This window comes from Pseudomonas sp., assembly GCF_049645325.1.
Classification (GTDB): domain Bacteria; phylum Pseudomonadota; class Gammaproteobacteria; order Pseudomonadales; family Pseudomonadaceae; genus Aquipseudomonas.
On sequence record NZ_JBARTQ010000239.1, the window covers coordinates 1 to 12,261 of the forward strand.

Below are 12,261 nucleotides of genomic sequence, written 5' to 3' on the forward strand. Positions count from 1 at the left end.
GCAAAACGCGGCGCCTGGTTTTAGGGTTGCTTCGCAGCCCAGCGCAGGGCAAGCCCGCTCACCACAAAGGCCAAGCTCACCACTGAAAGGATGCTATATCCGGGTAAAGGTACCCGTGCCCTTGAGAATGTTCTGCAAGGTTTCTTCAACTTCAGCCAAATCCGACGCAGCGCTGGTGTGGGTGATCTGAAGCTGATCCTTGCCGCCCAGCGCATCGGCATCGCCTGCGGCGAGCTCGACCAGCAAAGTGGTGTCGCTCAGGGTGATCTTCAGCCCATCCAGGGTCGACGGCTCGTAATCCCAGGTCAGTTCCACTTCGTCTTCGTCCGGGTAACGGGTGAGCATGAACATCTCGCCGTTTTTGCCGTGGCAGCAGAGCATGGCCATGTTGTCTTCTTCGTCGTCGCACGGGGTGGCCATCAGTGCGTCGGTGTTCAGTTGCTGCATGGGAAATCCTGTCTGGGGGAGGGCACAGCGAGGCAATTGTGCCATCGCGGCGAATTTTGTGCTGCATTCTGTGTCAGACCCTGTGCATGACCTGACGGGCAATACCAGTCATTTTCGGTACTCGCGAGCTTGAAAATAGCCGGTTTTTTCGCGAAAAAATCCGGGTTGCCCAAGTCGCAACCCCAAGCCTGCGTACCGATGACCGAATATGTCGCAGCGTCGCAAGCAGCTGTCTTCCTACACTCGTTAAGCTGCGCAACGGATGTGCCCTGTGCCGGGAGCCTGACCTGCCCGTCGTACCGTCGCCTGGCAAGGTGCGCATCTTATGGAAGTTGTATGTGACCTCATTGTCTTGTCCAGCTTCACCCACCTGTCATCCTGATTCGTTTATGGTTCTTTATATGGCTACTGACGAACAGCGCTGACGGTCTCCCCGCAAGGGGATAACACGCGACGCTTCCATCAATAACAAGCCCAAGCGGAGTACCACAGATGGCGTTCTTCACCGCAGCCAGCAAGGCCGACTTCCAGCATCAACTGCAAGCGGCACTGGCGCAGCACATCAGTGAACAGGCACTGCCACAAGTGGCGCTGTTCGCTGAACAATTTTTCGGCATTATTTCCCTCGACGAACTGACCCAACGTCGCCTTTCCGACCTGGCCGGTTGCACCCTGTCTGCCTGGCGCCTGCTTGAGCGCTTTGATCACACCCAACCGCAAGTGCGGGTCTACAACCCCGATTACGAACGTCATGGCTGGCAGTCGACCCACACCGCGGTCGAAGTGTTGCACCATGACCTGCCCTTCCTGGTGGACTCGGTGCGCACCGAGCTGAACCGTCGTGGCTACAGCATCCACACCCTGCAAACCACCGTGCTGAGCACGCGCCGTGGCAACAAGGGCGAGCTGCTGGAAATCCTGCCAAAAGGCACCCAGGGCGAAGGCATCCAGCAAGAATCGCTGATGTACCTGGAAATCGACCGTTGCGCCAATGCGGCCGAACTCAACGTGCTGAGCAAAGAGCTTGAGCAGGTGCTGGGCGAAGTGCGCGTGGCCGTGGCTGATTTCGAACCGATGAAAGCCAAGGTCCAGGACCTGCTGGCCGGTGTCGACGCCAGCCAGTTTGTTATCGACGGCGAAGAAAAGGCCGAGATCAAAAGCTTCCTGGAATGGCTGGTGGGCAACCACTTCACCTTCCTCGGCTACGAAGAATTCGTGGTACGTGACGAGGCGGACGGCGGTCATATCGAATATGACGCCAATTCCTTCCTCGGTCTGACCAAACTGCTGCGTGCCGGCCTCACCGCCGAAGACCTGCGCATCGAAGACTACGCCGTCAATTACTTGCGCGAACCCACCGTGCTGTCGTTCGCCAAGGCCGCGCACCCAAGCCGCGTGCACCGCCCGGCTTACCCTGACTACGTGTCTATCCGTGAGATCAGTGCTGACGGCAAGGTCATCAAGGAACACCGCTTCATGGGCCTCTACACCTCCTCGGTGTACGGCGAAAGCGTGCGGGTGATTCCTTACATCCGCCGCAAGGTGGCCGAGATCGAACGCCGTTCGGGCTTCCAGGCCAAGGCTCACCTGGGCAAGGAGCTGGCTCAAGTCGTTGAAGTGCTGCCGCGTGACGACCTGTTCCAGACCCCGGTCGACGAGCTGTTCAGCACTGTGATGTCGATCGTGCAGATCCAGGAGCGCAACAAGATCCGCGTGTTCCTGCGCAAAGACCCGTACGGTCGTTTCTGCTACTGCCTGGCCTACGTGCCGCGCGACATCTATTCCACCGAAGTGCGCCAGAAGATCCAGCAAGTCTTGATGGATCGCCTGAAAGCCTCGGACTGCGAGTTCTGGACCTTCTTCTCCGAGTCCGTGCTGGCCCGTGTACAACTGATTCTGCGGGTTGACCCGAAGAACCGCCTGGACATCGACCCGGTTCAACTGGAAAAAGAAGTCGTACAGGCCTGCCGCAGCTGGCAAGACGACTACTCCAGCCTCGTCGTCGAAAGCTTCGGCGAAGCCCAAGGCACCAACGTGCTGGCGGACTTCCCGAAAGGCTTCCCGGCCGGCTACCGCGAGCGTTTTGCTGCGCATTCGGCCGTGGTCGACATGCAGCACCTCAACAGCCTGACCGAAGCCAACCCGCTGGTGATGAGCTTCTATCAGCCGCTGGGCCAGGTCTCCGGCCAACGCGAGCTGCATTGCAAGCTCTACCACGCCGACACCCCGCTGGCGCTGTCCGACGTGTTGCCGATCCTGGAAAACCTCGGCCTGCGCGTACTGGGTGAATTCCCGTACCGCCTGCGTCACGCCAATGGCCGCGAGTTCTGGATCCATGACTTTGCGTTCATTGCCGCTGAAGGCGTGAACCTGGATATCCAGCAGCTCAACGACACGCTGCAGGACGCGTTTGTGCATATCGTGCACGGCGATGCCGAGAACGATGCATTTAACCGCCTGGTACTGACCGCCGGCCTGCCATGGCGCGACGTCGCGCTGCTGCGTGCCTATGCGCGTTATTTGAAGCAGATTCGCCTGGGCTTCGACCTGGGTTACATCGCCAGCACCCTGAACAACCACACCGACATCGCCCGCGAGTTGACCCGGTTGTTCAAGACCCGCTTCTACCTGGCGCGCAAGCTCACCGCCGATGACCTGGAAGACAAGCAGCAACGCCTGGAGCAAGCGATCCTCACGGCCCTGGACGACGTTCAGGTGCTCAACGAAGACCGCATCCTGCGTCGCTACCTGGACCTGATCAAGGCCACGCTGCGTACCAACTTCTACCAGGCCGATGCCAACGGCCAGAACAAGTCGTACTTCAGCTTCAAGTTCGACCCGCGCGCGATTCCTGAGCTGCCGAAGCCGGTGCCGAAGTTTGAAATCTTCGTCTACTCGCCGCGTGTTGAAGGCGTGCACTTGCGCTTTGGCAATGTGGCACGCGGCGGCCTGCGCTGGTCCGACCGTGAAGAAGACTTCCGTACCGAAGTGCTGGGCCTGGTGAAAGCCCAGCAAGTGAAGAACTCGGTCATCGTGCCCGTGGGTGCGAAGGGCGGCTTCCTGCCGCGTCGCCTGCCATTGGGCGGCACCCGGGACGAGATCGCGGCCGAGGGCATCGCCTGCTACCGCATCTTCATTTCCGGCCTGTTGGACATCACCGACAACCTCAAAGACGGCGCCCTGGTGCCACCGTTGAACGTTGTGCGCCATGACGACGATGACCCGTACCTGGTCGTGGCCGCCGACAAAGGCACCGCAACCTTCTCCGACATCGCCAACGGCATCGCCATCGACTACGGCTTCTGGCTGGGCGATGCGTTCGCATCCGGCGGTTCGGCGGGTTACGACCACAAGAAAATGGGCATCACCGCCAAGGGCGCTTGGGTCGGTGTGCAGCGTCACTTCCGCGAGCGCGGCATCAACGTGCAGGAAGACAGCATCACCGTGGTGGGCGTCGGCGACATGGCCGGTGACGTGTTCGGTAACGGCCTGTTGATGTCCGACAAGCTGCAACTGGTCGCAGCCTTCAACCACCTGCACATCTTCATCGATCCAAACCCGACCCCGGCCAACAGCTTCGCTGAGCGTCAGCGCCTGTTCGACTTGCCGCGTTCGGCCTGGACCGACTACGACACCAGCATCATGTCTGAAGGCGGCGGTATCTTCTCGCGCAGCGCGAAGAGCATTGCCATCTCGCCTCAGATGAAAGAACGCTTCGACATCAAGGCCGACAAGCTGACCCCGACCGAACTGCTGAATGCCTTGCTCAAGGCGCCGGTGGACCTGTTGTGGAACGGCGGTATCGGTACGTACGTCAAGGCCAGCACCGAAAGCCACGCCGACGTGGGCGACAAGGCCAACGACGCTCTGCGCGTCAACGGCAACGAGCTGCGCTGCAAGGTGGTGGGCGAGGGCGGTAACCTCGGCATGACCCAGTTGGGGCGTGTGGAATTCGGCCTCAATGGCGGCGGTTCCAACACCGACTTTATCGACAACGCCGGTGGTGTGGACTGCTCCGACCACGAAGTGAACATCAAGATCCTGCTCAACGAAGTGGTGCAGGCCGGTGACATGACTGACAAGCAGCGTAACCAGCTGCTGGCGAGCATGACCGACGAAGTCGGTAACCTGGTGTTGGGCAACAACTACAAGCAGACCCAGGCCCTGTCCCTGGCTGCACGCAAAGCCTACGAGCGTGCTGCCGAGTACAAGCGCCTGATGAGCGACCTGGAAGGCCGTGGCAAACTGGACCGCGCCATCGAGTACCTGCCGACCGAGGAGCAGCTCGTTGAGCGCGCCGCGACTGGCAAGGGCCTGACCCGTCCGGAACTGTCGGTGCTGATCTCGTACAGCAAGATCGACCTCAAGGAAGCGCTGCTCAAGTCGCTGGTACCGGATGACGAGTACCTGACCCGTGACATGGAGACCGCGTTCCCGCCGAGTCTGGTCGCCAAGTTCGGCGAGGCCATGCGTCGCCACCGCCTGAAGCGCGAGATCGTCAGCACCCAGATCGCCAACGACCTGGTCAACCACATGGGCATCACCTTCGTTCAACGGCTCAAAGAGTCGACCGGCATGAGCCCGGCGAACGTGGCCGGCGCTTATGTGATCGTGCGTGACATCTTCCATCTCCCGCACTGGTTCCGTCAGATCGAAGCCCTGGACCACCAGGTCTCCGCTGATGTGCAACTGGAGCTGATGGACGAGCTGATGCGCCTGGGCCGCCGCGCGACGCGCTGGTTCCTGCGCAGCCGCCGCAACGAGCAGGATGCTGGCCGTGACACCGCGCACTTCGGTCCGCACCTGGCCGCGTTGGGCCTCAAGCTCGACGAACTGCTGGAAGGCCCGACCCGCGAAGGCTGGCAGAACCGCTACCAGGCCTACACCGAAGCCGGTGTGCCTGAGCTGTTGGCCCGCATGGTTGCAGGTACGACTCACCTGTACACCTTGCTGCCGATCATCGAAGCCGCCGACGTGACCGGGCATGACGCCGCTGAAGTGGCCAAGGCCTACTTCGCCGTCGGCAGCGCGCTGGACTTGCCGTGGTACCTGCAGCAGATCAGCGATCTGCCGGTGGCCAACAACTGGCAGGCCCAGGCCCGCGAAGCCTTCCGCGACGACGTGGACTGGCAGCAACGGGCGATCACCATTTCGGTGCTGCAAATGGCCGACGCGCCACAAGACATGGAAGCCCGCGTGGCCCTGTGGCTTGAGCAGCACCAGGACATGGCCGATCGCTGGCGCGCAATGATGGTGGAAATTCGTGCTGCAGTGGGCACGGACTACGCCATGTACGCGGTCGCCAACCGTGAGTTGCTGGACCTGGCGTTGAGCGGTCAGTCGGTGCTGCCACCGGCTTGATAGCGCAGTAAAACAAAAGCCCCCGTGTCGTGAGATGCGGGGGCTTTTTGTTGGAGCACTGTTTATCAAACACTGAGGGGAAATGTGGGAGCTTTATCCACTTAGGTTCAGTGGTGTTTGAGCAGTTTGCTTTCCAGGTGATCCAGATGCTGGGTCATCAACGCCACAGCCGCGGCTGAATCCCGTTGCTCCACCGCCTCCACAATCGCCACATGTTCCTGCCACGCGCAATACGTGCAGGCCTTCGCTTCATATTGGGCAATGACCAGCGACGTCAGCGGCACCAAGCTATTCAGGAACTGCGCCAACGGCGCATTGCCGGCGATTGCCGCCAATTGCAGGTGAAACTCCCCCGACAACCGAATCGCCGGCCCACGCTGCTCGCGTTCGATGCAGTCGCGCTCGCGGGCAATCAGCTCGCGCAATTGGCGGATCTGCGCCGATGTAGCGTGCACGCAGGCCAGTTGCACCACGGTCATTTCAGTCATGCGCCGGGCTTCGAGGATTTCGCGGGTCTGTCGGGCATCCGGCGCCGCCACTTGGGCACGTTGGTTGGGACGCAGGATGATCACCTGCTGATGGGAGAGCTTTGCCAATACGCGACGAATCACGCTGCGGCTCACGCCAAAGGTCTCACCCAGGCTCTCTTCGGTAAAGCGGCTGGCCGGGGCGATGCGTTGTTCCAGAATGGCGTCGAACAGCCGTGGGTAGATATCGTCCACTGAGGGCTTTTTACCCGCCACCAGGCGCATGGCGGGCAGGGCGGTGACGATGGAATTGGGTTGCAGCGCGTGAGCGGTCATGGCCTGTCTCCAAAAAGTCAGCGGCCCAGATGGTCGTCCGGAATGTTCAAGCGGATGCCCATGCGCAGGCCTTCCTGGAGGATGTGCCGGCGCATTTCTGCACTGGCCAGGGCGCTGTTCTTGTTACGGATGGCGCGCACCACGGCGTCGTTTTCCTGCAAGCGTTCAGCCAGGTGTTCGGGCGAATTGCGCAGCACCTGGGCGCTTTGCTTGAGGGCGTTGCTGGTTTGTTGCACCACGTTCTGGAAGATCGGGTTGGAGGTGAGGGCGAACAGTTCTTCATGGAAGCCGATGTAGGCGTTCATGCCTGCTTCGGCGTCACCGGCGTCGAGGGCTTCGCGCATGTCCATGAGGGTCAGGCGCAGTTGGCCGACTTCCTTGCTGCTGATCGACTGGGCCACCAGGCCGACAATGAACGGTTCAAGGGTGTAGCGCAGTTGCAGGATGTCTTCGAGGCTGGCGTCGGCCACGGCGTCGCTCGATTGCGGCTCGCTGACGCTGGTTTCGAGGACCACCACGCCTTTGCCGGGCATCGAACGCACCAGGCCGAGGGTTTCCAGCACGATTACGGCTTCGCGCAGGCTCGGGCGGCTGATGCCCAGCTGTTCTGCCAGTTCACGCTGGCCGGGCAGCATTTCGCCACGGCGCCACTGGCCCCGCGCCAAAGCGGCGCGGAGTTTTTGTACGACTGAATTGACGACGGTTGAGGGGGTGATCACGTCGGTGGCTCCTGGGTGTTGCGAATACATTATTCAAACCAGTAAAGAACTCCTGTGGGAGCTGGCTTGCCTGCGATAGCGGTGCATCAGTGGACGAATGATTGGCTGACTCACCGCCATCGCAGGCAAGCCAGCTCCCACATTGGAATTATGGCGTGCTTGAGACGGGTTCAGAACTCCTGATGCGCCGGCAACACGGGCTTCTTGGCCTGGAACGCATAACCTTGCTGGCCATCGAGTACTTTGTTGGCGCGCTGTATATCAATGTCCTTTTCCCAGCGGGCAATCGCCACGGTGGCCACGCAGTTGCCGATCAGGTTAGTCAACGCGCGGCCAATGCCCATGAACCAGTCCACCGCCAACACCAGCACCAGGCCGACCACCGGAATCGCCGGGATGGCCGTGAGGGTGGCCGCCAGAATCACCAGCGCCGACCCCGGAATACCATGGGCGCCCTTGGAGGTAATCAACGACACGAGCAAGATGGTCAGCAAGTCGGTCATCGACAGCGGCGTGCCGGTGGCATTGGCGATAAACACGATCGCCAGGGTCAGGTAGATGGAAAAGCCGTCGAGGTTGAATGAATACCCCGTCGGAATCACCAGGCCCACGGTGGAGCTGCCGATGCCAAGGTGCTCCAGTTTACGCATGATCTGCGGCAGTACCGCGTCGGATGAGGCGGTGCCCATCACGATCAGCAGCTCTTCGCGCAAGTACTTGAGCAACGGCAGCATGCGCAGGCCGGACAGGCGCATCACCAGGCCGAGGATCACCGCGACGAAGACAAAACACGTCAGGTAGAACAAACCCACCAGGCTGCCCAGGTGTTGCAGCGAATCCAGGCCGTAGGTGCTGGTGGTGAAGGCGATTGCGCCGAACACCCCAATCGGCGCCAGGCGCACGATCATGCCCATGATGCGGAAGATCACGTGGCTCAACTCATTGATCAGCCGCGAAATGCCCGAGGCCGCTTCGCCCACCAGGTTCAGGGCGCTGCCGAACAGCACCGAGAACAGCAGCACTTGCAGCACGTTGTTGTCGGCGAATGCACCGATCACCGAGTTGGGGATCAGCTCCATCAGGAATTGGCTGGTGCCGCGGATGTGTTGGCCCTTATCGGCCAGCTCGTTCAGGCCGGCGGACGACAGCTGTTCCAAGTGAATGTTGGCGCCTTGGCCGATACCGGTGCTGAAGGCCATGATCAGGCCGATCACCAGGGCCACAGTGGTGAGCACTTCAAAGTAGATCACTGACTTGAGGCCGATACGCCCGACTTTTTTCAAGTCGCCGGCGCCGGAAATACCGCTGACCACCACGCAGAACACGATCAGGCCAATCAGCATTTTGATCAGCTTGATGAAGCCGTCACCCAGGGGTTTGAGTTGCGAGGAGAATTCGGGAAGGGCCAAACCGCAGATTATGCCGAGAGCCAGGCCAATCACGACTTGCAGGAAAATCGAACGCGAGCACCATCTGAGCATGGGAGGGATCTCTATTCGGTGCCTTGGTGGTTCCAAGGCTTAATTGTTGTGGTCTTACCGGTAAGTCCAGTGCGTGGCCAGTCTATGCTTGGGTTTTTTGAAATAACAAGTAAATATTCGGCGGTCAGCAGGTCCCGGTCTGACCAGTTGGTCGCTGAGGGCGATGCTTGAGCGGTTGGCGACAGGTAAAATTTTTCGCTTATCATCCGCCGCTCGAATCGCGAGGTGATGCATGGACACGCCAGGACTGACCACCGACGCCGCCGGGCATACCCACTGCACCTGGCGCACGGCCGCGCCGGAATACCCGCGCTACCACGACCACGAGTGGGGCGTGCCGGTGGCGGACGATATTCAGCTGTACGAGAAAATTTGCCTGGAAGGGTTCCAGGCGGGCATGGCGTGGATCACCATCCTGCGCAAGCGTGAGCAGTTTCGGGTGGCGTTCGAAGGCTTTGATTTTCGCAAGGTGGCGCGGTACGGCGAGGCGGATATCGCGCGATTGATGCAGGACCCGGGCATCGTGCGCAATCGCGCGAAGATCGTCTCGGCCATCAACAACGCGCGCAAGGCCTGCGAACTGGTGGACGAGACTGGCTCGCTGGCGCGCTGGCTGTGGGCGTTTGAGCCCAGTGACGCGGAGCGCCCGGCGCAGGTGGACATGGCGTATTGGACGGCCAACCCGACGTCACCGGCTTCGGTGCGTTTGTCGAAAGCCTTGAAGAAGCGCGGTTGGACCTATGTCGGCCCAACCACGATGTATGCGCTGATGCAGGCGATGGGCATGGTCAATGACCACCTGGAAGGGTGCGCTTGCCGGCCGCAGATCGAGCAACTGCGCCGCCAATTCCAGCGCCCCTGAAACACCGCCATCGCAGGCAAGCCAGCTCCAACAAGGGTTGTGTGGTGTGGCGGGTTATTTCGGAAGGGGCGTCAGCACCTCAGCCTTGTCGTCCAGCACCATCACTACCAGCAATTTGGCGGGTTGGGTCTGGCTGGCGTTGCTCGATTCAAAGTGCCGCGAGCCGGCCGGTTCGTAGAACGACTGGCCTGGCGTGTAGGTGATCGCTTTTTCATCGTTGACCCGTGAGGTGATTTCGCCTTCCAGCACATAGGCCACAGCGGTGCCGGTGTGGCTGTGCGGCACAGTGGCCTGGCCGGGGGCGTAATCGACGGTGAGCATGATGGTTTTTTTACCGGGCACGTTGGTCAGCGCGTGCTCCTGCAGCACCTTGATCGATTCCTGGTTGTACACCGGTTCGTGGGCGAAGGCGCTGACGGAGGCGAGCATCAGGGCGGTGGCGAGCAGTCGTTTCATGATGAGGTTTCCGATTCGTTCGAGACCTCGTTACCCTACGCTCGGCTACGCGGTGGACCAATGACCAATCCGCCGGAAAACCGCCTAGCCAATCTGCTGGAGAACGTCGCGCAGCCTGTCCAGGGCCGGGTCGATGTCGAGCAATTCGATCGCGCCGAAGCCAATAATCAGGCCTGACTTTACCGGTGTGTCATGAAAGAACCCATCGACCGGGTACACGCCCACTTCCACTTGGCGCGCCAGTTCCACCAGCAGCGGGATATTCACCGGCACCTTGCACAGCGCCGCCAAATGAAACCCGGCCACGGTGGGCACTGCCTCAAACCACGGCGACAAGTCTCCCGCCAGGCGTTGCAAAATGCGCTCGCGCCGCCCGGCGTACACCGTGTGGCAGCGACGAATGTGCTTGAGCAAGTAGCCTTCGCTGATGAACTTGGCCAGCGCCCATTGCGGCAGCGTGGAGCTGTGCTGGTCGGTCAATTGCTTGGCCTTGAGCACCGCGCCATAAATCGCCGGGGGCAACACGGCGTAGCCCAGGCGCAGTTCGGGCAACAGGGTTTTCGAGAAGGTCCCGACATAGGTCACGACGCCCCGTGTGTCCATGCTTTGCAGGGAGTCGGTGGGCCGACCTTCGTAGCGGAATTCGCTGTCGTAGTCGTCCTCGATGATGATCGCGCCCAGCTCGAAGGCGCGCGCCAGCAAGGCTTCGCGGCGTGCCAGGCTCATGGGCATGCCGAGCGGGAACTGGTGGGACGGCGTGACGTAGATCAGCCGCGCGCCATCGGGGATTTGATCGACCTGGATGCCTTGTTCGTCGACCGGCACACCGGCCACGCGCGCGCCCATTGCCACGAACAACTGGCGCGCGGGGCTGTAGCCGGGGTCTTCCATGGCCACGATGCTGCCCGCCTCAAGCACTACGCGGGCGATCAGGTCCAGTGCCTGTTGCGCGCCATTGGTGACGACGATGCTGTCGGCGCGGCATTTAACCCCACGGGAAAAGGCGATATGCCCGGCAATCGCTTCGCGCAGCGCCGGCAGGCCTTCGGGTTGGCTGTAATAGCCGCTGTTCTGGGCGATACGGCGCAACGCGTCCTGGGTGCAGCGTCGCCATTCATCCTGAGGGAACTGATTGCGCGAGGTTGCGCCGCCGATAAATTCGTAGCGTAACGTGCTGTCACGCGTGGGGTGGCGCATGGGCGAGGGCAGCGCGGCCCACGTGGCCAGGTTGGCGGCGCAGGCCAGGTCGGCGGCGGTTTGCACGCGCTCGGCCTGGGGCGCATGGGCGTTGACGAAGGTGCCGCGGCCGGTCTTGCCCACCAGCAGGCCTTCGTAGGTGAGGGTGGCGTAGGTGTCGGACACGGTCTTGCGCGACACGCCCAGTTGTTCGGCGAGCAGGCGGCTGGGCGGCAGTTGCGCGCCGGCGGCCAGGCGCCCGGAGGCGATGGCTTCACGCAGCTGCCGGTACAGCTGCTCGGCCAGGTCCTTGCGGCCTTTGATCACCACGTGCAGTTCCATAGTTCATCCCAGAGGCTTCGATCTGCGCCAAGGTTACTCGCTCGTTTGGCGCACTCAAAATGGTCTCTGCATAAACCGCCGGATTGGCTATAGGGCTTATGCCTTAGGGGCTCTAGGCTGGGTTGTCATTGCATCCGCCGCCCGAGAATCGCCCATGGAACCCCGTCTGGATTACTACACCGCCTCGCCGCAAGCGCTCAAGGGCATGTTGCTGCTGGAGGCCGCGACCTTTGGCCTGTCTATCGAAAAGCCGTTGCTGGAGCTGATCAAGATCCGCGTCTCGCAGCTCAACCACTGCGGGTTCTGCACGGACATGCATTCGATGGCCGCGCGGCAGCGGGGGGAGACGGAGCTACGTTTGTTTGCGTTGTGCGTGTGGCGCGACTCGCCGTTTTTCAACGCGCGCGAGAAGGCCGCCTTGGCGTGGAGCGAGTCGGTGGCGACGCTGCCAACGTCGAGCGTGTCGGATGAACTCTTTACCGCCGTGCGCGCGGAGTTCAGCGAGCAGGAGTTGGTGGACCTGACCATGGCGGTGTCCAGCATCAGCGGCTGGAACCGCCTGGCGGTGAGTTTTCGCCAGCAGCCACCGAGTCACTGAGGCCCCAGTTCAACAC

At 61.4% G+C, this 12,261-nt stretch carries 9 protein-coding genes; 3 read left to right on the forward strand and 6 right to left on the reverse strand.

Going from position 1 to position 12,261, the window contains the following annotated elements; translation table 11 throughout:
- Positions 1 to 93: 93 nt before the first annotated feature.
- On the reverse strand, positions 94 to 447 hold the full coding sequence (locus WBB95_RS10285; RefSeq protein ID WP_424487485.1) for a hypothetical protein: 354 nt from the start codon (positions 445 to 447) through the stop codon (positions 94 to 96).
- A 492-nt stretch (positions 448 to 939) separates the two neighbouring features.
- Between WBB95_RS10285 and WBB95_RS10290 the strand changes: the two genes are divergently transcribed.
- Positions 940 to 5,808, forward strand: a complete 4,869-nt coding sequence (locus WBB95_RS10290) for an NAD-glutamate dehydrogenase (protein ID WP_424487486.1) — start codon at positions 940 to 942, stop codon at positions 5,806 to 5,808.
- A gap of 107 nt (positions 5,809 to 5,915) precedes the next feature.
- Here WBB95_RS10290 and WBB95_RS10295 read toward each other — a convergent pair whose 3' ends face one another.
- The 3 genes from WBB95_RS10295 to WBB95_RS10305 form a co-directional block, all read right to left on the reverse strand.
- Positions 5,916 to 6,611 (reverse strand): GntR family transcriptional regulator, encoded by a 696-nt coding sequence (locus tag WBB95_RS10295; RefSeq protein WP_424487487.1) that lies wholly within the window; start codon positions 6,609 to 6,611, stop codon positions 5,916 to 5,918.
- 17 nt (positions 6,612 to 6,628) lie between these two features.
- On the reverse strand, positions 6,629 to 7,330 hold the full coding sequence (locus WBB95_RS10300) for a FadR/GntR family transcriptional regulator (RefSeq protein ID WP_424487488.1): 702 nt from the start codon (positions 7,328 to 7,330) through the stop codon (positions 6,629 to 6,631).
- Positions 7,331 to 7,500: 170 nt separating this feature from the next.
- Positions 7,501 to 8,826 (reverse strand): C4-dicarboxylate transporter DctA, encoded by a 1,326-nt coding sequence (locus WBB95_RS10305; protein WP_424487493.1) that lies wholly within the window; start codon positions 8,824 to 8,826, stop codon positions 7,501 to 7,503.
- A 217-nt stretch (positions 8,827 to 9,043) separates the two neighbouring features.
- Here WBB95_RS10305 and WBB95_RS10310 point away from each other — a divergent pair, with 217 nt between their 5' ends.
- Entirely contained in the window at positions 9,044 to 9,673 is a 630-nt protein-coding gene (locus tag WBB95_RS10310) for a DNA-3-methyladenine glycosylase I (RefSeq protein WP_424487489.1), read from the forward strand.
- Positions 9,674 to 9,727: 54 nt separating this feature from the next.
- Here WBB95_RS10310 and WBB95_RS10315 read toward each other — a convergent pair whose 3' ends face one another.
- Together WBB95_RS10315 and WBB95_RS10320 are read right to left on the reverse strand one after the other, a co-directional pair.
- Positions 9,728 to 10,129 (reverse strand): cupin domain-containing protein, encoded by a 402-nt coding sequence (locus tag WBB95_RS10315; RefSeq protein ID WP_424487490.1) that lies wholly within the window; start codon positions 10,127 to 10,129, stop codon positions 9,728 to 9,730.
- A gap of 84 nt (positions 10,130 to 10,213) precedes the next feature.
- The gene (locus WBB95_RS10320) at positions 10,214 to 11,647 is read right to left on the reverse strand and encodes a PLP-dependent aminotransferase family protein (RefSeq protein ID WP_424487491.1); all 1,434 of its coding nucleotides are present in this window, start codon (positions 11,645 to 11,647) and stop codon (positions 10,214 to 10,216) included.
- A 154-nt stretch (positions 11,648 to 11,801) separates the two neighbouring features.
- On the opposite strand from WBB95_RS10320, the gene WBB95_RS10325 reads away from it, so the two are divergent.
- Entirely contained in the window at positions 11,802 to 12,245 is a 444-nt protein-coding gene (locus tag WBB95_RS10325) for a carboxymuconolactone decarboxylase family protein (RefSeq protein WP_424487492.1), read from the forward strand.
- Positions 12,246 to 12,261 lie beyond the last annotated feature (16 nt).

Bases quoted from the DNA above. Each gene is read 5' to 3' on its own strand.
- WBB95_RS10285 (WP_424487485.1), bottom strand. From the start codon at position 447: ATGCAGCAACTGAACACCGACGCACTGATGGCCACCCCGTGCGACGAC.
- WBB95_RS10290 (WP_424487486.1), top strand. From the start codon at position 940: ATGGCGTTCTTCACCGCAGCCAGCAAGGCCGACTTCCAGCATCAACTG.
- WBB95_RS10295 (WP_424487487.1), bottom strand. From the start codon at position 6,611: ATGACCGCTCACGCGCTGCAACCCAATTCCATCGTCACCGCCCTGCCC.
- WBB95_RS10310 (WP_424487489.1), top strand. From the start codon at position 9,044: ATGGACACGCCAGGACTGACCACCGACGCCGCCGGGCATACCCACTGC.
- WBB95_RS10315 (WP_424487490.1), bottom strand. From the start codon at position 10,129: ATGAAACGACTGCTCGCCACCGCCCTGATGCTCGCCTCCGTCAGCGCC.
- WBB95_RS10320 (WP_424487491.1), bottom strand. From the start codon at position 11,647: ATGGAACTGCACGTGGTGATCAAAGGCCGCAAGGACCTGGCCGAGCAG.
- WBB95_RS10325 (WP_424487492.1), top strand. From the start codon at position 11,802: ATGGAACCCCGTCTGGATTACTACACCGCCTCGCCGCAAGCGCTCAAG.